Origin of the sequence: Rhodococcus cercidiphylli, from assembly GCF_033042225.1 — a bacterium.
In the GTDB taxonomy this organism is placed as follows: domain Bacteria; phylum Actinomycetota; class Actinomycetes; order Mycobacteriales; family Mycobacteriaceae; genus Rhodococcoides.
Genome location: NZ_JAWLKE010000007.1, coordinates 321,545 through 343,637 on the forward strand (window position 1 = coordinate 321,545; position 22,093 = coordinate 343,637).

Below are 22,093 nucleotides of genomic sequence, written 5' to 3' on the forward strand. Positions count from 1 at the left end.
ATGGCCGCGAAAACACCACCGGCGTTCGTGCAGGCCGGCGAACGCGAAGTGCGGGTGTCGAGCCCCGAACGCGTGATCTTCGAGGCCACCGAACGCACCCCGGAGATCACCAAACTGCAGGTGTGCGAGTACTTCGCGGCCGTCGGGGAGCCACTGATGCGGGCGATCGGTGACCGCCCCACCGCGATGGAGCGTTGGCCCGACGGCTATCGCGAGGGGATGCGATTGGCACTCGGCCCCCAGGACAAGGAGGGCGACGGTTTCTATCAGAAGCGGTTGCCCAAGGGTGCGCCCGAGTGGATCGAGACGGTGAAGATCGCGTTCCCCAGCAAGCGCACCGCCGAGGAGCTGTGCCCGTCCGAATCCGCGTCGCTGGTGTGGGCGGCGCAGATGGGCACGCTGACGCTTCATCCGTGGCCGGTGCGACGACCGGACGTCGACCATCCCGACGAGCTCCGGCTGGACCTCGATCCGCAGCCGGGAACCACGTTCGCCGACGCCCTGCGAGTGGCGGACGTGACCCGAGAGCTGTTGGAGGAGCTGGGTTTACGCGGCTACCCGAAGACGAGTGGTAATCGGGGCATTCACATCTACGTCCGCATCGAGCCGCAGTACACCTTCGAGCAGGTGCGCCACGCGGCCATCGGCCTGGGCCGCGAACTGGAACGGCGCGACGACGGAGTGACCACCAACTGGTGGAAAGAGGAACGCGGAGAACGCATCTTCATCGACTACAACCAGAACAATCGAGACCGAACCATCGCCAGTGCATGGAGTCTGCGGGCCCGGCCGGGTGCGACGGTGAGCACTCCGATGACGTGGTCGCAGTTGGCAGAAGTCACCGATCCACGTGAGTACAACCTCGTCACGGTGCCGGAGCTGGTCCAGGACGGAGACCCGTGGGCCGATATGGACGAGCAGGCCTACTCCCTCGAACCCCTTCTGCAGCTGTGGGAAACACTGCCGGGCGGGGAGCTGAACTTCCCGCCGGATTACCCCAAGATGCCCGGCGAACCGCCCCGAGTGCAGCCGTCGAAAAAGGTCGCCGAGCACTGGGATGCGGAGGGGAATCGCACGGAGAGCTGACGGAGTCGGGCAAGGTTGCACACTACGACGCCGTATCGACGGGATTCAGTCGACGCGGGTGCGTTCTGTGCAATCCTGCCCGGGTGGTCGCCATGGCGATGTCGCTGTCGCGACTGCCTTCACGGAAATCCATCACTCGACGCGTGCATGTTTTTTCGCTTCGCGATCGGCCTTGATTCCGCTCAGGGTCAGGACGACGGCTCCGCCGAGTGTCAAGGCCACCGAGAGCGTCAGCATGGCCGTGGCGGGGACAGAGCCCAGGACCAGTAGCCCCGCGATCAACACCGCTGATGCGAGGCACTGGGTGGCGCCCGCCATCATGTAGGGATATGCGGCTCTGTGGCCGGCGACCCAGGCTTCCTTGCTGGACTTGGTGGCCCGCGTTTTGATGCCGATCAACGAATTGGGTTCTTGGTCCGGGTCTTTGGTCACCAGTGCGGTCACGTACACCGTCAGCGACAACACGAACAGTGTCAGCGCGATCGCTCCGGTTATCGCGCGCGCGGATTCTGCGTCCACGGTCGATCCCTTCTGTTGCCATACGCCTCACTGCAGCATACCGTCCGGTCTACTTCGAGCCGCCGGGCAAGGTTGCACACTACGAAGCCGTATCGACGGGATCCGGTCGATCGAGCCGTGTTCTGTGCAACCTTGCCCACGACTCACATGGATTCGAGTTCCCGGATCAACGTCGCCGCATCGTATGGTCCGATGTGCCTGGTCAGGTTCTTGTCGCCGCGTCCCAGGTAGAATGTCGGGGTGCCGTCCACGTCCGAGGACGAGGCGTCGAGTTCGTCGTCCTCGACGCGAACGACGTGATCGCCGGTGCGGATGTCGTCCTCGAATTTGTCCATGTCGAGGCCGAGTTCTCGTGCGTAGCCGTCGATGTCGTCGGGTTCGAGAGCATCACTGTTGCGGAACAACAGATCGGCCATCTCCCAGAACTTCCCCTGCGCTGCGGCGGCCTCGCTGGCGTACGCGGCGTAGCGGGCGTGCGGGTGATAGTCGTCGAGCGGCAGGTGTCGGTAGACGTAGCGCAGGTCGTCGCCGAAGTGTTTGCGTACCTCGGCGACGCTGCCGGTTGCCTTGCTGCAGAACGGGCATTCGAAATCCGCGTACTCCACGATGGTCAGTGGTGCGTCGGCCGGACCGCGGATGTGATCGCGCTTGACGTTCACCGGGCGCAGAATGCGCAGGGACGCCTCGGCTTTCGGTGGATGAATCTTCTCGTCGATGCGGAACAGGAGCCAGCCCAACACCGCCGCGATGACCGAGGCGGCCAACACTCCCACGCGTGCCTCGTCGGCCAGGAGTTCGTCGTCGAGGGCGAGGTCGATGATGAACAGGGAGATCGTGAACCCGATGCCGGACATCGCCGCACCACCGGCGATGTGCGACAGCGTCAGTCCCGGAGCCAGGGACGACGGCCGCAGTTTCGCGAAAACCGCAGAGGCCGCGGTGATTCCGACGAGCTTGCCGAGGACGAGGCCGGCGATGATGCCCCACGTGAGCGTCGAGGTCGATGCAGCTTTCAATGTCTCGGAGCTCAGCACCACGCCGGCGTTGGCGAGCGCGAAGATCGGCACGATGATGAACGCCGTGTACGGCTGATAGAGCCGCATGAGACGTTCGTTGACCGACACCGCGCGATCGAGTCCGAGGCGGGCCGCGCGGGCGTATTCGGGATTGGGCGACTGCCGGAACGCGCGCGTCAGATCCGACGCGCGTTCGACCTCGGTGCGTCGCGGCGGGTAGACCGGAAGGATCAGCGCGATCATCACTCCGGCAAGCGTGGGGTGCACTCCGGACTCGTACATTGCGACCCACGTGAACAGTGCGACGACGAAGTAGCCGACTCCGCGCCACACCTCGAGCCGGCGCAGCAGGAAGATCAGTCCGAGCCCGACGAACGCCAGGATCAGCGGCACCACGTCGAGGTTGTCGGTGTAGAAGAACGCGATGATCGCCAGCGCGCCCACGTCGTCCGCGACAGCGAGCGTGAGCAGGAAGATGCGCAGCCGCGCAGCCTTCTTCGGTCCGAGGACGGCGAGCGCCCCGAGCAGGAACGCAGTGTCGGTGGAGATGACGACGCCCCAGGCCTGGGCAGCGGGCCCGGACGGATTGAAGGCGAGGAACAGCAACGCAGGCGCGGCCAGGCCGGCAACGGCAGCGACGATCGGAATAGCGGCACGGGATCGGTCGGTGAGCTCGCCCATCGCGAACTCGCGCTTGACTTCGAGGCCGACGACGAAGAAGAACAGCGCCATGAGCCCGTCGTTGACCCAGTGGGCCAGGTCGAGAGAGATGCCGTGCTCGCCGATGGTGATCGACAGCTCCGTGTGCCAGAACGACTGATAGGTCTCGCCGAAGGGTGAATTGGCCCAGATCAGCGCGATGAGTGTCGCCGCGAGCAGAAAGCCCGCCGCCAGGGTCTCGCTGTTCCTCTCGCCGCGAGCTCGCGAGATCCGTTCGACGAAACGCGCCATCGGCCGATTCGTCGGCGTGATCTGATCTGCCATCTTCCGGCCCGCGTCCTCTCGGAGATTGTTGTGAAGCAGTCTGTACCAACGCGGCGGTCGGCGCTTTGCTTCCACGCAGGTGGGAGACCACAGAGTAACGTTATTGCGCCGCCGAATCCGCCGCGCGGCGAGAGATGTGCACGACATATTCGACAAACGGCATTAGTCCGCACATAAACGGGAATACGAGTCCGACTCAACCCCTGCCACGAAGGAACATCCATGCGTGATTTCATCTGCCGCAAATGCGGACAGAAGCTGTCGTTCGAGAACTCACTGTGTCTGAGCTGCTCGAGCGCACTCGGCTTCCATCTGCCGAGCAGAGCCCTGCTGGTGCTCCCGGACAAGGCCGACGACGGTGTCGCCGAGGCAGAGGTGGACGGGGCCACGTGGAAGATGTGCGCCAACCTCAACACTGCGCGCTGCAACTGGCTCGTCGACACCGCCGACACCGACGAACTCTGCGTGTCCTGCCGGCTCACCCGCACTCGCCCCGCCGACGACGACGTCGACGCGATGGCCGCCTATGCCGACGCCGAGACCAACAAGCGTCGCGTCGTACTCGAACTGACCGAACTGGGACTGCCCATCGTGGGCCGGGACGAGGACACCGCGACCGGCCTGGTGTTCGATCTGCTCTCGAGCGCAGAACAACAGGTGATGACCGGCCACGACAACGGCTTGATCACCCTCGACCTCGCCGAGGGAGACGACGTGCACCGCGAACAGTTGCGCGTCGCGATGTCCGAGCCGTATCGCACGCTCGTCGGGCACTTCCGGCACGAGATCGGCCACTATTACCAGATGGTGCTGGTCGGAGACGGTGAGCATCGCGCGGCCTTCGAGGAGCTGTTCGGGGATCCGGATTCGAGCTACCAGGACGCCCTCGACCGCCACTACAGCGAAGGCGCGCCCGAGGGCTGGGAAGACAACTACGTCTCGTCCTACGCCACCATGCACCCCGCCGAGGACTGGGCCGAGACGTTCGCGCACTACCTGCACATCCGCGACACCCTGGACACGGCCGCAGCGTTCGGTATGGCCCCGGCCGGTTCGACGCTGGAGAGCCCGTTGCCCGGTGACGTCGGCTTCGATCAGATCGTCGACTGGTGGTTGCCGCTGTCGTGGGCGCTGAACCAGATCAACCGATCGATGGGACACCAGGACCTCTACCCGTTCGTGCTGCCGCCGACCGTCGTGAAGAAAATCGGGTTCGTGCACTCGCTGATCGCACCCAGCACACTCTGATGCCCCGCTAACGGTCGTTGAGCTTTGCTTTCAGGGGCGTATCCTGTGTTGTCGGCACACCGCCGATGCCGGGATGCGCCCCTGCGCAGTAGCAGGGCTGGTGCAACATCAGGACGAGGTGACGACCATCAGCGAGCAGACAATGGATTCGACGGGCACGCGCTCGCGGGTCACCGATTTCGAGCTGAGTCGACGACTGGCCGAGGTGGCCGAGAAGCTGCGGCGTCAGCATTCGGATCCGGATCGAGTTCTGGCCGTCATCACCGAGTCCGCGGTGGCCAATGTGCCGTCCGCCGAGTTCGCGTCCATCACCACCGTGCTGCAGGGCAAGTTCGTACACAGCGCCGCGCTGTGTGGGGAGCCCGCCGGCCACTGCGACAAGATTCAGGAGCAGCTGGGCGAGGGACCGTGCCTCGAATCGGCAATCGAACAGACGACCATCAGGATCGACGACATGGACAGCGACACCCGTTGGCCGCAGTTCGCCGACGCGGCGTCTGCGCTCGGGGTCAAGAGCATGATCTGCTTCCAGCTCTACGTCGAGGGAGTCAACTTCGGCGCGCTGAACCTGCACTCCACTCGTACCGACGCGTTCAGTGCCGAGGCCGAGTCGATCGGTTCGCTGTTCGCAGCGCACGCGGCCATCGCGTTCTCCACCGCCCGCGAGGAGCAGCAGATCAGGGCCGCGTTGACCAGTCGAGACCTGATCGGTCAGGCCAAGGGCATGTTGATGGAGCGCTACAACCTGAACTCGCAGGCGGCATTCGCCTTGCTGGCCAAGCTGTCTCAGGACACCAACGTCAAACTCGCCGATCTCGCCGAACAGCTGGTCATCGACGCCGCGAAATCGACCGACTGAGCCCTGTCCCCTGGAGGTCGAGCGCAGTCAGCGCACATCGAGGCCGTCGGTGCTCGCGACCGACACCGCCGGACCGTCCGAGGCGACGAAGACCTCGATCCGAACGTCCTCGTCCAAGTACCGACTCAGTAACGCCAATCCTGATGTTGCAGCGATGATCTCGTGCACACGATCACCCGAGATCGGATAGTCGTCCACGTCGTGACGCCAGTGCGCGGCCACCAGAGTGCCCCCTGCTTCCAGGTGATCGACTGCGCGAGTCATCGCCGATGCGAGATCCGCGGCGTCGAGGTAGTAGCCGACCTCGCTGACGACGATCAGATCGAACGTCTCCTCGGGTGTCGGCAATGCCGACCAATGGTCGGACAACGACCACAACGCGAATTCGACTGCGGCAGTCTCACCTACACGCGCGCGGGCCGAATCGAGAGCACTGTCCACCACATCGGTCGACACCACGTGATCGCACCGGGTCACCAACTGTTCGGTGAGCACGCCGATGGAGCAGCCGGGTTCGAGGGCTCGCCGATAGTGCGGCTTCGGCAGCGAGGCCATGGTCAATGCGTACTTGCGCCGCTCGTACCACTTGCTGTCGAGCATGAACGGATCGTCCTTGGCCGCATAGACATTGCGGAAGTAGTCGGCACCCAAGCTGGTCGGAGAACCGTGGCTCGTCCGAGAATCCATGCTCATGCGAACACCACCTCGAACGGTCGCCGGTAGCGGGCCAGTATGTGCGGCGGCAACACCGCTCGATCCGCGGGGTGATCGGACAGGGGCCGGATCTGGGAATCGAACTGCTCGATCGACGCGCGCTTGGCGTCGAGAGCGTGCGGCGGGAGATCGACACGGCGGCATCGTGTCCACGGAACTGCAGGATGGTTCGGAGTTGCCCAGTGCCACATCCAGATCGGGTACTCGACCACCGGTATCCCGACGGCGTTCGCCGCAGTGAGACAGGCCCGCGCGGTGGCTTCGTGGTCGGGATGACCGTCTCCGCGCCATGGCGTCAGGCACCAGGTGCCCGGGGTGGCGTCGAGCAACGGCATCAATGCGTCGGCCACCGCACCCTCGTGCTGCTCGACGGCACCGTCGGCGATCTGCAACCGCGTCGGAGAGTGGTCGATTCCCAACTCCGCCAACGCGCGTTCGGACTCAACGGGGCGTCGTGCCCGCAGATCCTCCGCCGTCACCGTCGGGGAACCGGGGTGCGAGCCGTCACCGTCGGTCACCGCGACCACCCTCACGTCGACCCCTGCCGCGGCCGCCAACGACAGTAGGCCACCGACGCCGAGCACCTCGTCGTCCGGGTGCGGGGCGACGACGACCATCGTGACGACGTCCTTCCACTGCAGACCGGGGATGGACCAGTCGGCCGACATCCAATCCGACTCTGCGGTACCGACATCGACTTCGGCGTCGAATGCGTTCTCTACCATGGGTTGTCCTCCTCGGCGATGTCCTGCCCGAGGGCTTCGAGATCGCGTTCGGCGTGGCTCTGCCTCAGATAGACGGTCAGATCTGCGACGCGCCGCGCATGCTCGGCATCGCTGCACAGCGGGCCGGCACCGAGAGCGCGACCGACGCGGTCGATGCACTGGGTGGCCGCGTCCTCGACCACTGCCCGCACGATGCGGGCTCGGGTCCGGGCTCGACCGGAACGGTCGAACGGATCGGCGTCCACTTCGGCGGCCGCGGTGGTCAGTGCGCTCGACGCCGCACCGAGTGCCGCTGCGATGGCACCGAGATGTGCGGCACGGTGCGGGTCCGGCCTGGTGCGGACGGCGGCGTGCAGCGTGTCCGCCACTGCGCACGCGCTACCGAACCAGGCGGCCGACACCCCGATGGCACCGTGCCAGAAGCCAGGACGGGTGAGGTAATCGGTCGGTCCGCCGACCGCAACGGCCGGGACGCTGTCGAATGCAACCGAGCCGGAATCGCTTTCGCTCATCCCCACGGCATGCCACGTGTCGGGTACCGGAGTTGCGCCCGGATGTGTCAGATCGACGGCGAACAGCCGCGGACTTCCCTCGACGCGCGCAGTGACCAGAGCGTTCGTACACAGTGACGCACCCGAGCACCACGGCTTCGTTCCGGTGAGAACCCAGCCCGAATCCTCCAGCACCGCCTCGAGAATCGGAGCAGGCGGTTCCGCAGCCCACACTCCCCAGATCTGACCGCGCTGTGGCGTCGGGCCGTCGAGTTCGTGCAGGATCGCGATCGCGTCGGTATGCGCTTCGGACCACCGGCCCAGCACCGTGTTGTGACGGCTCAGGGCGGCGAGCGACTGCCAGCGCAGATCGGTGTATCCCGAGCCGGGCAGTGCCAGGTCGAGACGACCGTCCGCCTCGAACGCCAAGAACGCATTGCGCAGACCGGTGTCGACGTCTGCGCGGCCGGTGGATTCGAGAAAATCGGTCTCGCTCATGCGGTGGCCTCCAGGGAACGTAGGAATCCGGCCATGCCGTCGGGTGCTCTGCCGCTGAGGCGACCCGACGTCGTGACAGGGATGTCGCACACTCGACGGCACTCGATGCCGCCGAGCTCGAGGCGTCGGACCAGATCGTGGTCCTCGCCGGTGGTCAAAGGTGCAAATCCCCCGACGGAGAAGTACTCGGTCGCTCGGACGCCGAGGTTGGCGCCGTGCACGTGTGGGTGGCCGAATTCGTGCCGGTAGTGCGCGTCGTACGACGATCGCAACCCGAGGTTCTCCTCGACGTGGCCCTCGAAATCGACCGCCACTGTTCCCGCTATCGCTCGAGCGCCCTCGGCGGCATGCCGGAGATGGCCGAGCAGCCAGTTCTCACCCACCCTGGTGTCCGCATCGGTGGTGACGAACCAGGTGGCGTCGAGCCGACTGCCGTCTCGCGAGCCGGTCGCGAACCCGGCGGCTCGGGCCGCTCCGACGTTCCGATGGGCTACCTCGATCGCCGACACCGACGGGTGACGTGCGGCGATGTGCGCCGAGTCGTCGGTGCAGGCATCGAGTACGACGACCGTCGAGACGGTCACCGCCGCCACTTCGACGGCGCGGCGCTCCGCCCGGGACAGGGCCGTCAGACAGGCGTCGAGCAGATCCTGCTCGTTGTGTGCGGGTACGACGACGACGATGTGACTGACTGGGGTACGGGGGAAAGCATCGGAGATCACGGTCCACCCTTTTCGGACACCGGACGAAGAAGAGTCCGTTTCGGAAACCGCCGGTGTCTGGACGGGATGTGCTCCCCTCGCACATACCCGTTCCCCGGCTGCCGACACATGCGTCCTGGCCTGCAAAGACAGTGCTCGGGACCGGTTGCGGGAAGATACTCGTACTCGCGGTTTCTTTCGCCCGTTTCAGAAATATCCGATTAGCAAATGTCGGGGCGGTATGTGTTAATGGGCTTTGCTCACGCACAGCTCTGTCGGTGGGCATCGCGACGCAGCACGAAGGATGGTCGGGTTACATGGCATCACCGGTTCGCACACGCAGATTCGCCCGTATCGGCGCGATCGTTGCAGGTACAGCCCTTGCTGCGTCCGCCGCATTCGGTTCGGCACAGGCCGCGCCACTGTGGCCCGGCGGCCCGGACGTCTCCATTCCCGGCATGCCGGGGTCCTCGGATCCGGCTGCGCCCGCTCCCCAGCAGCAGATCGTCCCGCAGCTCGCGCCCGCGAACTTCGCCGATCCGAGCATCAGCCCCTCCGGCGGCGAGGTCGTCGGAGTCGCGCAGCCCATCGCCATCCGCTTCGACGAGGCAATCGGTGATCGTGACGCCGCACTGCGAGCCATTCGCGTCACCACGAACCCGTCCCTCGACGGCCACTTCTACTGGATCAACGACACCCAGGTCCGCTGGCTGCCCAACGAGTTCTACCCGGCGCACACCCAGGTGACCGTCGAGGCAGGCGGAGCGAAAGCCGAATTCTCCACCGGCGACTCCATCATCACCACGGCCGACGACAACACCAAGCAGATCACCGTCACCCGCAACGGCGAGGTCGTCCGCACCATGCCCACCTCGATGGGCAAGGTCGGACACGAAACCCCCAACGGCACCTACATCGTCGGCGAGCGGTTCCGCGACATGTACATGGACTCGTCCACCTACGGCGTCCCGATCGACTCCGAGGAGGGCTACCGCACGTACGTCGAGTACGCGACGCGCATCTCCTACAGCGGCATCTTCGTGCACGCGGCCCCGTGGTCGGAATCGCAGCAGGGCTACTCCAACGCCTCGCACGGCTGCCTCAACGTCAGCACCGAAGACGGCAAGTGGTTCTTCGAGAACGTCCAGAAGGGCGACCCCGTCATCGTCGTCAACACCGACGGCGGCACCCTGAGCGGATCCGACGGTCTCGGAGACTGGAACCGCTAGAGCGGCTTCGCCGCACGTGAATGGAACTTCGTAGCCCACTACGAGTTTCCGCTCACATAGGTTGGTCTGCCCGACGGTGAGCGTTGGGGCCCAGTTCACTGTTCGTTAGCCGAGGCTGAGCACAGTCCTCGCAGTGAGTGCAACAACCGAACGAGTGCTGCCCAGGGCACGCGAGAAGCGTTTCTTCTCGCGGCCGTGGACCGATTACGCTCTGTTCCTGATTCTGGTGGGCCCCAACCTGGTTCTGCTGGGCGTGTTCACATATCGGCCGCTGGTCGAGAATTTCCAGTTCTCGTTCTTCGACTGGAACCTGTCCTCGCCCACCTCCACGTTCGTCGGCTTCGACAACTATCGCGAGTGGGCCTCCCGCGAGGACACCTGGCAGATCGTCGGCAACACCGTCGTGTTCACTGTCGCCGCGGTGGTGGGCTCATTGGTTCTCGGCCTGGTGCTGGCGCTGCTGCTCGATCGAAAGCTCAGGGGCCGCAACTTCGTTCGCTCCGCCGTCTTCGCCCCGTACGTCATCTCGGGTGCCGCGATCGGCATCGCGTTCCAGTTCGTCTTCGACCCCAACTTCGGGCTGGTCCAGGATCTGATGCGACGCCTCGGCCTGGGCGCGGTTCCGGACTTCTATCAGGACCCGAAGTGGGCGATGGTCATGATCACCGTGACCTACCTGTGGAAGAACCTGGGCTACACCTTCGTCATCTACCTGGCGGCCCTGCAGGGCGTGCGCAAGGAATTGATGGAAGCGGCCGAGATCGATCAGGCGAGCCGCTGGACCACGTTCCGCAAAGTGCTTCTGCCGCAACTACGTCCGACGACGTTCTTCCTGTCGATCACGGTGCTGCTCAACTCGCTGCAGGTCTTCGACATCATCAACGTCATGACGCGCGGCGGCCCGCTGGGCACCGGCACCACCACGATGGTCTACCAGGTCTACGAGGAGACGTTCCGCAACTTCCGAGCCGGCTACGGTGCCACCGTCGCGACGATCCTGTTCCTCGTGCTGTTGATCGTCACTCTCGTGCAGGTACGAATCATGGATCGAGACGATCAGCGATGACTGTGACCGACAAGCCCGATACGGCGACGCCGGAGAAAGTGCCAGGGCCGCGCGATCAGCAGCGTGCGCGTCGCAGCGCGAACATCCTCGGATACGCGGCCATGTTCGCCGTCCTGCTGATGATCGGGCTGCCACTGTTCTGGATCCTGATCACCTCCTTCAAGGATCGACCGGATATCTACGTGCAGCCGGTCACGTGGTGGCCCAGCGTGTTTCACCCGCAGAACTACGACGAGGCGACCACGGAGGTGCCGTTCTTCACGTACCTGCGCAACTCCATCATCATCACCACGGCCGTGTCGTCCATCAAGTTCGTCCTCGGGGTACTCAGCGCCTACGGTCTGGTGTTCCTGCGCTTCCCGGGCAAGAACATCGTCTTTCTCGTCATCATCGCCGCGCTCATGGTGCCCAATCAGATCACCGTCATCTCCAACTACTCGCTCATCTCCGAGTTGGGTTGGCGGAACTCGTTCCAGGGCATCATAATTCCGCTGGCCGGCGTCGCCTTCGGTACTTTCCTGATGCGCAATCACTTTCTGTCGTTGCCGCCGGAGATCATCGAAGCCGCGCGGATGGACGGTGCCGGGCCGGTACGGCTGATGTTCCGGGTGATCCTGCCGCTGTCGGGCCCGACCATGGTGGCCTTCGCCATCATCACGATCGTCACCGAATGGAACGAATACCTCTGGCCGTTCCTGATGTCCGACGACTCCTCGGTCGCACCGCTTCCGGTGGGATTGACGCTGCTCCAGAACAGCGAGGGCTACACCAACTGGGGCGCGGTGATGGCCGCGACGGTGCTGACCATTCTGCCGATTCTTCTCGTCTTTCTCGTCCTGCAACGCCACATGATCAAGGGCCTCACCTCCGGTGCGGTCAAGGGCTGATTCACCTCACTATCAGGAGTCGAACACCATGGCACACATCATCAATCGGCGTGGCTTCCTCACGCTCACCGGCGCAGCTGCGGCCGCCGCAGCCCTCGCGGCGTGCAGCGGCCCCGGGTCGGGCGGGTCGGGCGGCGAGGCTGTCGAAGGCGATGCGAACACCATCAACTTCTGGTCGAACCACCCGGGCAAGTCCCAGGAGTTCGAGAGGGAACTGATCTCGCGCTTCCAGGCGGAGAACCCAGGCCTGACGGTCAATCTCATCGACGGTGGCAAGAACTACGAGGAGGTGTCGCAGAAGTTCAACGCGGCGCTCTCGGGCAACGATGTGCCCGACGTCGTCGTGCTCTCGGACGTCTGGTGGTTCAACTACGCGCTCACCGGTGCCATCGAGCCGCTCGACAAGCACTTTTCCGCAGCAGGCGTCGACCAGTCCGATTACGTGGATTCGCTGCTGGCCGACTACAACTGGAACGGCAACCACTGGGCCTTGCCCTACGCGCGTTCGACGCCGCTGTTCTATTACAACAAGGCCGTGTGGCAGCAGGCCGGACTGCCCGATCGCGGGCCGGCCACCTGGCAGGAGTTCGACGAGTGGGGCCCGCGCATCCAGGCCGTCGTCGGAGACGGCAAGCTCGCTCACGGTTGGGGTAACGCCGTCGACTACCTCGGTTGGACGTTCGAGGGACCGATCTGGACGTTCGGCGGATCGTACTCCGATCAGTTCGAGCTGAAGTTCGACGACCCCAATACCATTGCGGCAGGCAAGTTCCTGCAGGACATGATCCACACGAAGAAGTACGCCGCGGTGTCCAACGACATCGCCAACGACTTCGCCGCGGGCATCCTGGCGTCCACCATCGCCTCGACCGGCGACCTGTCCACCATCAAGGCCGGTGCCGCGTTCGAGTTCGGTACCGCCTTCCTGCCGGCCACCGACGGCACGCCCGGCTGCCCCACCGGTGGTGCCGGCCTGGCCATCCCGGCGAAGATCTCGGAGGAGCGAAAGGTGAACGCGCTCAAATTCATCGACTTCGTCACCAACGGTGCCAACACCGCCTACTTCTCGCAGAACACCGGTTACATGCCGGTCCGCAAGTCTGCGCAGCAGGACCCGTCGGAGATCGCATTCCTCGAGGCGAACCCCAACGCGAAGACGGCCGTCGACCAATTGGCGCTGACTCGCTCGCAGGACTACGCCCGCGTGTTCGTCCCCGGTGGCGACAAGATCATCGGCAGCGGACTCGAACAGATCGCGCTGCAGAACGCCGATGTCGCAACGACGTTCGCGTCCATCTCGGATCAGCTGCAGCAGATCATCGACCGCCAGATCACCCCGAAGCTGCCGAAGTAATGGCCGCCGTTCACTACGCCGGTGTCTCGCACCGGTACCCGGGTGCCGATTCGCTCGCTGTCGACAATCTCGAACTCGACATCGCGGACGGTGAATTCATCGTTCTCGTCGGGCCTTCGGGCTGTGGGAAGTCGACCAGTCTGCGGATGCTCGCCGGTCTCGAGTCCGTCGAAAGCGGCCGTATCGACATCGGCGGAGTGGACGTCACCTCGCTGGCTCCGCGGGCCAGGGACGTTGCGATGGTGTTCCAGAACTACGCGCTGTACCCCAACATGACCGTCGGCGACAACATGGGATTCGCGCTGCGCAATGCCGGAATGAGCAAGTCCGACACCGCAGCACGAGTACTCGACGCGGCGAGGATGCTCGAGCTCGAGCCGTTGCTGGGTCGCAAGCCCGGCAAGCTCTCCGGCGGGCAGCGTCAGCGAGTGGCCATGGGGCGCGCCATCGTGCGTCAACCCAAGGTGTTCTGCATGGACGAACCGCTGTCCAACCTCGACGCCAAGCTGCGAGTGTCGACCAGAGCCCAGATCGCCGGTCTGCAAAGACGACTGGGCACCACGACGGTGTACGTCACCCACGATCAGGTCGAGGCCATGACGATGGGTGATCGCGTCGCAGTGTTGCTCGACGGGAAGCTGCAGCAGATCGCCGCTCCGCGGGAGCTGTACGACAACCCCGTCAACACGTTCGTGGCGGGATTCATCGGGTCACCCGGAATGAATCTGGTCGACGCCCCCGTGCGCGACGGCGCGGCCGTACTCGGCGAGTTGCGTATCCCCGTCCAGTCCTCGGCGGGTGAGCGCGTCGTTGTCGGTATTCGCCCGGAGTCCTGGGATCTGGTGGGCGAGGGCAGTGGCCTGCAGCTCACCGTCGAGCTGATCGAGGAGCTGGGTGCGGAGTCGTTCGTCTACGCCTCCGCGCCCAGCACCGACGGCGGTTGGTCGACAACCTCCGGCCGTATCGCGGTTCGTGTCGACCGCAAGTTGTCGATCGCCCTGGCCGAAACCATTCGACTGGTGCCCAAGCTGGACGAGCTGTTCTTCTTCGACTCCGTTACCGGCCTGCGGTTGTCGTAGCCGGTTCACCGAGGTCGATGGGCAGCGTGGCCCATCCGTGCAGGACTCGGGTGTTGCGACGGGTTCCTTCGCCTGCCGAGCGCAGGTGGGGGAATCTGTCGAACAACGCCTTCAAGCCCACTTCGGATTCTGCCTTCGCGAGCGCTGCCCCGAGGCAGTAGTGGCGTCCACCCGAGAACGACAGGTGTTTACCGGCATTGGCGCGGGTGACGTCGAACCTGTCCGGGTCCTCGAACACCAGCGGATCCCGATTGGCACCGGCGAGCACCAGCACGACGAGCTTGCCCTCGTGCACCGTCACTCCCTCGACCTCGACGTCGCGCTTGGCCATCCGTGCGGTCAGCTGTACCGGCGATTCCATCCGCAACATTTCGTCGATGGCCGTCGGCCAGTGCGACGGGTCCTGCTGCAGTACGGCGAGCTGGTCGGGGTTGTCGAGTAGCAGTTGGATTCCGCTGCCGAGGAGGTTGACGGTGGTTTCGAAACCTGCGGCCAACACCAATCCCGCCGTGGCCCTGAGCTCCTCGTCGTTGAGGCCGACGCCCTCGTCCTTCGCGGCGATCAGCTGACTCATCAGATCGTCACCGGGATTGCGGCGCAGTTCTGCGATGTGTTGCGAGAGCCAGGCGTCGAATCCGATCAGGCCGCGCTCGACCTGCTTGAACTGATCCCACGACAAGCCGATGTCGAGACTGGGTGCGGCCATCTCACCGAATTCGAGAACCCGCTGATTGTCCTCGACCGGTACACCGAGGATGCGCCCGATCACAGCAACCGGCAGGCGCGCGCAGTAGCGATCGACGATGTCCACGACCGGGGAGCCGTCGGACAGCTCGTCGAGGAGAGCATCGGCCGTTTCCTGCACCTGATCGCGCATCTTCTGCACCGCGCGGACGGTGAAGACCGAGGACACCAGCTTCCGGTACCTGGTGTGGTCCGGCGGCTCCACCGAGAGCAGTGAGGGCGGCAGGATCGGGTGCAGAGCCCCGGATCTGGTGTGCTGCTCGATCCACCGCAACGGCCCGGGAAGGGTCGCACCCAGCTGCGTGACGCGGAAGTCGTCCGAGCGCAGCAGGTCGAACGCCACCCGGTGATGCACGGTGATGTTCGAGATCCGAGTCTTCACCAGCGGCGCGGTGGCGCGCAGCTTCTCGTAGACCGGCGTCGGATTGGCCCGCGTCACCGGATCGGCCACCAGCATCGCCTGCGGATCGCCCGCAGCCGCTGCTCGTTTGGCCGCGAACCGAATCACCCCGTGAGCAGCAAGCCAGCGTGCGTATTCCCTCATCAAAATTCCCTCCCCGATTGCCCTACCTGGAATTACCAGATCTTGACGCGCTTCCCCGGGTCCAAGTACAGCGCATCTCCGGGCTGTACGTCGAATGCTTCGTGAAAACTGTCGAGATTTCGCACGACGCCGTTGCAACGGAACTCCGGCGGCGAGTGCGGATCGACGGCGAGTCGGCGGATCGCCTCGGCGTCGCGAGCCTTGGTGCGCCACACCTGCGACCAGCCGAAGAACACTCGCTGCAGGCCGGTCAAACCGTCGAGCACCGGTGCTTCCTTGCCTTCGAGCGAGATCTCGTACGCGGCGACGGCGATCGACAGACCACCGAGGTCGCCGATGTTCTCGCCGATGGTGAACTCGCCGTTCACCTTGTGGCCGGGCAGGGCCTTGGGCTCGAACTCGTTGTACTGCTCGATCAGGGCCGTGGTGCGCTTGCCGAATTCGGTGCGGTCGCTGTCGGTCCACCAGTCGACCATGTTGCCGTCACCGTCGTACTTGGCACCCTGATCGTCGAATCCGTGGCCGATCTCGTGGCCGATCACCGCTCCGATACCGCCGTAGTTGGCCGCGTCGTCCGCCTCGGGGTCGAAGAACGGTGGCTGCAGAATGGCTGCGGGAAAGACGATCTCGTTCATGCCGGGGTTGTAGTACGCGTTGACGGTCTGGGGCGTCATGAACCACTCGTCGCGGTCGACGGGTCCGCCGAGCTTGTCGAGGTCGCGCTGGTAGTCCGCGGTGTAGCCGCGGCGGTAGTTACCGAGCAGGTCGTCGGCGCTGATCTCGACGCCCGAATAGTCACGCCACCGATCGGGGTAGCCGATCTTGGGGGTGAACTTGCCCAGCTTGTCCAACGCCTTCTGTCGAGTCTCCGGGCTCATCCATTCGAGCTCGGAGATGTTGCGGCGGTACGCCTCGGTGAGATTGTCGACCAGCACCTTCATTCGAGCCTTGGAGTCGGCCGGGAAATGGCGTTCGACGTAGAGCTTTCCGACGGCCTCACCGAGCACGTCCTGCACCAGGGAGACGCCGCGCTTCCAGCGCTCGCGGTTCTCCTCCGTTCCGGTCAGCGTCGTTCCGTAGAACGCGAAGTTCTCGTCGACGATCGCGCTCGTCAGAAACGGTGCCCGTGAATGCACGACGCGCCACGCCAGCCACGCCTTCCACGCTTCGATGTCCTCGGAATTCCACAGCGAGACGAAAGTGGTGAGGAACGGAGGCTGCCGAACCACGATCTCGGCGAACTGCTCGGTGGTTGCGCCGAGACCGGAAATCCAGGCGGCCCAGTTGAATCCGGCACCGCTCTTGACCAGCGTGTCGAAATCGACGAGGTTGTAGCTCTTCTCGGCATCACGCCGGGCGACGACATCCCAGTGACCGGCGGCAATCTTCTGCTCGAGGTCGAACACCGTCTGCGCGTCGTACTCGATACCGCTGAGCGCGAACATCTTCGAGATGTGCGCGATGTAGCTCGCGCGGATCTCGGCGTACTCGTCCTGGCGGTAGTACGACTCGTCGGGCAGGCCGATTCCGGACTGGCTGAAGTGCACGAGGTAGCGGTCGGACTGCTTGGCGTCGGTGTCGACGTAGTGCCCGATGGCCCCGCCGACGCCGGTGCGCTGCAGGGAGCCGAGAACGCCTGCGAGGGTGACGAGGTCGGTCGCGTCGGAGATGGCGGTGAGCTCGTCGGCGATGGGTGTCACGCCGAGCTGCTCCGCGCGGTCGGCATCCATGAAGCTGGAGAACAGGTCGCCGATCTTCTGCGCGTCGCTTCCGGCGGGCGGGTTCGCGGCGGCGGACTCTTCGATGATGGTCTGGACGTCGACCTCGGCGCGGTCGTACAAGGTGCGGAACGCGCCGTCGACGGCGCGGTCGGCCGGGATGGCGTATTCGTCGAGCCATTTGCCGTTGACGTGCACGAACAGGTCGTCCTGTGCGCGTGTGTTCTCGTCCTGGTAGCTGAGATCGATGCCCGAGTTCACTACTGAAGTCATCCGTCCATCTTTACACTCTTGCGCTCGATTGAACGGGTGTTTAATGTGCTGTACATGCGTACAGCGTCGGAGGATCTCAGCACCAGGGCTCGAATCCGTGACACCGCGATCGGCGTTTTCGGCTCGCAGGGTTTCACCGCTGGCGTGCGGTCCATCGCCACCGCGGCAGGTGTCTCTCCCGGGCTGCTCAACCACCACTTCGGGTCCAAGGACGGCCTGCGCACTGCATGCGACGAGCACGTCCTGCGGGTGATCCGGGAGTCGAAGGCCGCCTCGGCCGCGCCCACCGCGATGATGGAACAGCTCGCGGCCATCGACGAGTACGCACCGCTCGTGGCCTACATCGTCCGCAGTTTCGCCGCGGGCGGCACGTTGGCACGAGAGTTGTTCGAGCACATGGTCGCCGACGCCGTCCGCTACATCGACGACGGTGTTCGCGACGGCCGTTTCACACCCAGTCGAGACCCTTCGGCACGCGCCCGATTCCTGACGCGGCAGAACGTCGGCGGACTGCTGCTGTACGTGCAGATGGCCGGCCCCGACGTCGATTTCCGGGAGGCCCTGAGCGCGCTCGGTGACGAAATCATGCTTCCTGCACTCGAGCTCTACACCGACGGATTGTTCACCGACTCCCAGGCTTTGGACACCTATCTGGAGGCCACGTCATGACCGAAGCAATTTCCGTCGACGGCCTGGTGAAGACGTTCGGTTCGGTCCGGGCGCTCGACGGACTGGACCTGCACGTACCGACCGGTGAGGTGCACGGATTCCTCGGCCCCAACGGGGCAGGCAAATCCACGACCATTCGGGTTCTGCTCGGTCTCGTCCGCCCCACGTCGGGACAGGTGCGGTTGCTCGGCGGCGACCCGTGGGCCGACACCGTGGCGCTGCATCGACGCCTGGCCTACGTTCCCGGCGACGTAACCCTGTGGCCGTCGCTCACCGGCGGTGAGGTGATCGATCTGCTCGGCCGGATGCGCGGCGGACTCGACCCCGCCCGCCGCGCCGAACTGCTCGAACGGTTCTCCCTCGACCCCGGCAAGCGCACCCGCACCTACTCCAAGGGCAATCGGCAGAAGGTCGCGCTGATCTCGGCCCTGGCCTCCGACGTCGAGTTGCTGATCCTCGACGAACCCACATCGGGACTCGATCCGCTGATGGAACAGCACTTCGGCGACTGCGTGAAAGATGCTGCCCGACGCGGAGTCACGGTGCTGTTGTCTTCGCACATCCTGTCCGAGGTGGATGCGCTGTGCAGTTCGGTGACCATCGTCAGAGAGGGGCGGACGGTCGATACCGGGACTCTGGCCTCGATGCGGCACCTGACCCGCACCACTATCACTGCGGTGCTCGACCGAGTGCCCGACGGTCTGGCGACACTGCCCGGAGTGAGCGCGGTGAGCGTGGACCGTTCCTCCGTCACCTGCACGGTGGAGAACGACGTCCTCGCGGCGACGATGCACGTGCTGGCCGACGCGGGAGTGCAGAGCTTGTCCAGTTCCGCGCCGACGCTCGAGGAACTGTTCCTGAGGTACTACGCATGAATGCCATGACCGGAACGGGGGCGTTGCTGCGGTTGTATCTGCGCCGCGATCGTCTGGTGGCACCGGTATGGATCGTTCTGCTCGGCGCGCTGCCCTTGCTCTACGCGGTCAGCTTCGAGGGTCTGTATCCGACGGCGGCGGATCGTCAGGCCTTCTATCTCGGCACGCTGTCGGCACCGGCACAGGCAGCGCTCGTCGGCCCGATCTTCGGCAGCGATCTCGGTGCCCTGGTGTCGTGGCGCTCGGGGCTGGTGTTGGCACTGGTTCCGCTGGCGGCGATCCTCACCGTGGTTCGGCACACCCGCGGTGAGGAGGATGCGGGTCGGACCGAGCTGATCGGGTCGACGGCCGTGGGACGGCACGCGGGCCTGGCGGCAGCGATGCTGGCGGCGGGCGGCGGGGTGGCGGCGACGGGCGCGTTGTCGTCGATCTCGCTGTGGGGATTCGGGCTCCCGGTGGCCGGGAGCGTCGCATACGGGGCGTCGGTCGCCGTGGTCGGAGCGGTATTCGTCGGCTGTGCGGCCGTGGCGGCACAGGTGGCGTCGGGGGCGCGAGCGGCTCGCGGTTACGCCCTCGGCGTGCTGGCCGCGGCGTTCGCAGCGCGTGCAATCGGCGACGCAGGCTCGGGCACCCTCTCGTGGTTCTCGCCGATCGGCTGGTCGTCGCAGGTGCGGCCGTTCGCCGACGAGCGGTGGTGGCCGATGCTGCTGTCACTGACGACCGCCACAGCGTTCTGCGTCGCCGCGTTCGCCGCTGCGAATCGACGCGATCTCGGTGCCGGCTTGCGGGCCGGACGCCGCGGCCGTGCAGCGGCCCTACCCTCTCTGTCCGGGCCGATCGCTCTCGCGTGGCGTCTCTCGCGCGGGACCGTTGCCGTCTGGACCGTCGGGCTCGCTCTGTTCGGCATCGCCATCGGATCGTCCACCGGCGGGATCGGTGACCAACTCGGCAGCAGCGCTGCCATCGGTGACGCACTGGAGAAGTTCGGTGGCAGCACCGTCGAACAGTCGTTCATCGCCGCTGTGCTGAGCATCGTGGGCGTCGTCGTCGCCGCGTTCGCCGTCTCGGCCCTGCTGCGGTTGCACAGCGAGGAAGAGGCGGGCCTGGCCGAGATCGTGCTGGCCACCGGCGTCTCGCGCGTGCGATGGCTGGCAGGTCACCTGCTGTGCGCCGTCCTCGGCGCAGCGTGGCTGCTGCTGGTCGTCGGTTTCACCATCGGGCTGACGTACGGGTCGGCCACCGGCGACATCGCAGGCGAACTGCCGTCCGTCCTGGTCGGTGCACTAGGTCAGCTGCCGGCCGTATGGGTGGTGACGGCCATCGGCGTGGCACTGTTCGGCGCTCTTCCTCGATTCGCGACCGTCCTCTGGGCCGTTCTGGCCGGTTTCGTCGCGCTCGGCCAGGTCAGGTCCGTGGTCGGCTTACCTCAGCCATGGCTCGATCTGTCGCCCTTCACCCACGTTGCGAGACTGCCGGGAGCAACGCTCAGCCTGGTGCCGATCGGCTGGCTCGTCGCGGTTGCCATCGTCGTCGGCATAGGAGGTTTCACAGCATTCCGGCGAAGAGACATCCGAGGCTGACGGCGGTCGAATAGCATTCTCCGTGGCCGATATGTCCGGCCCGGTCCGACGACGAAGCGTCCGGTCCGGTGATGGTCGGCTGGAACGTGCATGGAGGTTATGTGCAAACGACATTCCTGCGCACCTGGTGGAACCAGCCGCACAGCTACGAGTCGGTTGTCAGTTACCTTGCGCTGCACGGTGCGCTCGCGCCGTATCGCCTCGCTGCAGCTCTGAGCACGTTCACGTACGGACTCGGTGCTGCTGCGCTGCTCTGGCTCACCGACGCCCCGCCGACCTCGGCGATCGCCAGGTCGGTCTTCGTCGTTGCGATCGTGTCGACACTCCTGGTCGGTATCGCCTGGCTGAAGGCTCCGTGGCCGTCGAAGCGCGTGTCGGTGATGTTCGCCGCGTACTCGGACATCGGAGTAACGCTGGTTCTGTTGTCCTACGGATCGCCGCAGACCGCATTCGTGGCCCTCGCGATGCTCGCTGCCAACAGCGTGTACGTCCAGCTCTTCCACAGTCCGAAAGTTATGGCGCTCCACCTGCTGTGGGCCGGAGCGGCCGTGACGCTGTTCTTCGTGCTGATCCTGCTCTCGCCCGAGGCCGATCACGGTCTGGCGGTCGCGCAACTCGTGGTGCTCGTCCCCATCACGTTCATGGGCCCCACCTTCTTCCAGTACCTGCTCCTCAAACTGCAGGTCCAGGCGCAGTCGGCCAACTTCGACCCGCTCACACAGGTGCGCAACCGACGAGGGCTCGACGAGGCACTACCGGTGTATTTCCTCGGTGCGACCGATGTGTCGGTGATGGTCGTCGACGTGGACCGATTCAAGTCGATCAACGACAGATTCGGTCACCACCAGGGCGACGCCGCCCTGCAGCTCGTCGCACGCCGGTTGACCACGGACGGTGTGCTGGTCGCGCGGGTGGGCGGTGAAGAATTCGCGGTGGTGACCAAATCGGCCGAGAACGAGGCCCTCGCACTGGCCGAGAAGTACCGATCTGCCGCCTACTTCGCGGACGACCCCGCACCCTTGACAGTGAGCATCGGCGTCGCGCACTGCACGTATCCCGTTGCCGAAGGCATCGGTTTCGACGTCGTCGAACTCACCACACTGTTGCTGCGACGTGCCGACGCGGCGATGTACGAAGCCAAACAGCAGGGCGGCAACCAGGTGGTCGTGGCGGGCTCGACGCCCCGAAACGATCGGACTCCGTCAGGCACCGAGACGTGAGTGCGGCGACGCTG

At 65.2% G+C, this 22,093-nt stretch carries 20 protein-coding genes; 12 read left to right on the forward strand and 8 right to left on the reverse strand.

The genetic code is table 11. From position 1 onward, the window contains the following. A complete protein-coding gene (locus R3P95_RS19765) occupies positions 1–1,086 on the forward strand; it encodes a DNA polymerase domain-containing protein (RefSeq protein WP_317549235.1) in 1,086 nt (361 codons plus the stop codon). Between the two features lie 132 nt (positions 1,087–1,218). On the opposite strand, the gene R3P95_RS19770 is transcribed toward R3P95_RS19765, so the two are convergent. Together R3P95_RS19770 and nhaA are read right to left on the reverse strand one after the other, a co-directional pair. Then, positions 1,219–1,605: an SdpI family protein gene (locus R3P95_RS19770; RefSeq protein WP_317549236.1), complete on the reverse strand. Its 387-nt coding sequence runs from the start codon at positions 1,603–1,605 to the stop codon at positions 1,219–1,221. 143 nt (positions 1,606–1,748) lie between these two features. Then, complete coding sequence (nhaA, locus tag R3P95_RS19775) at positions 1,749–3,605, reverse strand: Na+/H+ antiporter NhaA (RefSeq protein ID WP_317549237.1); 1,857 nt, start codon at positions 3,603–3,605, stop codon at positions 1,749–1,751. 222 nt (positions 3,606–3,827) lie between these two features. Here nhaA and R3P95_RS19780 point away from each other — a divergent pair, with 222 nt between their 5' ends. Both R3P95_RS19780 and R3P95_RS19785 read left to right on the forward strand, forming a co-directional pair. Then, positions 3,828–4,853 (forward strand): zinc-binding metallopeptidase family protein, encoded by a 1,026-nt coding sequence (locus R3P95_RS19780; protein WP_149406888.1) that lies wholly within the window; start codon positions 3,828–3,830, stop codon positions 4,851–4,853. A gap of 118 nt (positions 4,854–4,971) precedes the next feature. Next, positions 4,972–5,712: a GAF and ANTAR domain-containing protein gene (locus R3P95_RS19785; protein ID WP_269595231.1), complete on the forward strand. Its 741-nt coding sequence runs from the start codon at positions 4,972–4,974 to the stop codon at positions 5,710–5,712. Between the two features lie 27 nt (positions 5,713–5,739). Here R3P95_RS19785 and R3P95_RS19790 read toward each other — a convergent pair whose 3' ends face one another. The 4 genes from R3P95_RS19790 to R3P95_RS19805 are packed head-to-tail and all read right to left on the reverse strand — an operon-like array spanning position 5,740 to position 8,862. Further along, entirely contained in the window at positions 5,740–6,405 is a 666-nt protein-coding gene (locus R3P95_RS19790; protein WP_262498487.1) for a class I SAM-dependent DNA methyltransferase, read from the reverse strand. Further along, the gene (locus R3P95_RS19795) at positions 6,402–7,151 is read right to left on the reverse strand and encodes a PIG-L deacetylase family protein (RefSeq protein ID WP_149406889.1); all 750 of its coding nucleotides are present in this window, start codon (positions 7,149–7,151) and stop codon (positions 6,402–6,404) included. Before R3P95_RS19795 ends, R3P95_RS19790 begins: the two co-directional genes overlap by 4 nt. Further along, entirely contained in the window at positions 7,145–8,140 is a 996-nt protein-coding gene (locus tag R3P95_RS19800) for an acyl-CoA dehydrogenase family protein (protein ID WP_317549238.1), read from the reverse strand. The genes R3P95_RS19795 and R3P95_RS19800 overlap by 7 nt, the downstream gene beginning before the upstream one ends. Beyond that, complete coding sequence (locus tag R3P95_RS19805; protein ID WP_149406890.1) at positions 8,137–8,862, reverse strand: glycosyltransferase; 726 nt, start codon at positions 8,860–8,862, stop codon at positions 8,137–8,139. The genes R3P95_RS19800 and R3P95_RS19805 overlap by 4 nt, the downstream gene beginning before the upstream one ends. Before the next feature lie 296 nt (positions 8,863–9,158). Between R3P95_RS19805 and R3P95_RS19810 the strand changes: the two genes are divergently transcribed. From R3P95_RS19810 to R3P95_RS19830, 5 genes are all read left to right on the forward strand, one after another. Continuing rightward, positions 9,159–10,070, forward strand: a complete 912-nt coding sequence (locus tag R3P95_RS19810) for a L,D-transpeptidase (RefSeq protein ID WP_317549239.1) — start codon at positions 9,159–9,161, stop codon at positions 10,068–10,070. Positions 10,071–10,203: 133 nt separating this feature from the next. Continuing rightward, complete coding sequence (locus tag R3P95_RS19815; RefSeq protein ID WP_176460333.1) at positions 10,204–11,136, forward strand: carbohydrate ABC transporter permease; 933 nt, start codon at positions 10,204–10,206, stop codon at positions 11,134–11,136. Beyond that, complete coding sequence (locus tag R3P95_RS19820; protein WP_317549240.1) at positions 11,133–12,023, forward strand: carbohydrate ABC transporter permease; 891 nt, start codon at positions 11,133–11,135, stop codon at positions 12,021–12,023. Before R3P95_RS19815 ends, R3P95_RS19820 begins: the two co-directional genes overlap by 4 nt. A gap of 28 nt (positions 12,024–12,051) precedes the next feature. Continuing rightward, positions 12,052–13,377 (forward strand): ABC transporter substrate-binding protein, encoded by a 1,326-nt coding sequence (locus R3P95_RS19825; protein WP_068048804.1) that lies wholly within the window; start codon positions 12,052–12,054, stop codon positions 13,375–13,377. Beyond that, positions 13,377–14,456, forward strand: a complete 1,080-nt coding sequence (locus tag R3P95_RS19830) for an ABC transporter ATP-binding protein (RefSeq protein ID WP_317549241.1) — start codon at positions 13,377–13,379, stop codon at positions 14,454–14,456. Before R3P95_RS19825 ends, R3P95_RS19830 begins: the two co-directional genes overlap by 1 nt. Here the strand turns inward: R3P95_RS19830 and R3P95_RS19835 are convergent. Next, the gene (locus R3P95_RS19835; protein WP_317549242.1) at positions 14,434–15,744 is read right to left on the reverse strand and encodes a cytochrome P450; all 1,311 of its coding nucleotides are present in this window, start codon (positions 15,742–15,744) and stop codon (positions 14,434–14,436) included. The genes R3P95_RS19830 and R3P95_RS19835 overlap by 23 nt on opposite strands. 32 nt (positions 15,745–15,776) lie before the next feature. After that, a complete protein-coding gene (locus tag R3P95_RS19840) occupies positions 15,777–17,735 on the reverse strand; it encodes a M13 family metallopeptidase (protein WP_317549243.1) in 1,959 nt (652 codons plus the stop codon). A gap of 54 nt (positions 17,736–17,789) precedes the next feature. Between R3P95_RS19840 and R3P95_RS19845 the strand changes: the two genes are divergently transcribed. The 4 genes from R3P95_RS19845 (at position 17,790) to R3P95_RS19860 (ending at position 22,079) form a co-directional block, all read left to right on the forward strand. Further along, a complete protein-coding gene (locus R3P95_RS19845; protein WP_317549244.1) occupies positions 17,790–18,404 on the forward strand; it encodes a TetR/AcrR family transcriptional regulator in 615 nt (204 codons plus the stop codon). Continuing rightward, positions 18,401–19,279, forward strand: coding sequence for an ABC transporter ATP-binding protein (locus R3P95_RS19850; protein ID WP_317549245.1), 879 nt, complete (start codon positions 18,401–18,403; stop codon positions 19,277–19,279). The genes R3P95_RS19845 and R3P95_RS19850 overlap by 4 nt, the downstream gene beginning before the upstream one ends. After that, positions 19,276–20,859, forward strand: a complete 1,584-nt coding sequence (locus tag R3P95_RS19855; protein WP_317533492.1) for an ABC transporter permease — start codon at positions 19,276–19,278, stop codon at positions 20,857–20,859. Before R3P95_RS19850 ends, R3P95_RS19855 begins: the two co-directional genes overlap by 4 nt. Before the next feature lie 101 nt (positions 20,860–20,960). Next, positions 20,961–22,079 (forward strand): GGDEF domain-containing protein, encoded by a 1,119-nt coding sequence (locus R3P95_RS19860; protein WP_317533491.1) that lies wholly within the window; start codon positions 20,961–20,963, stop codon positions 22,077–22,079. Positions 22,080–22,093: the final 14 nt, after the last annotated feature.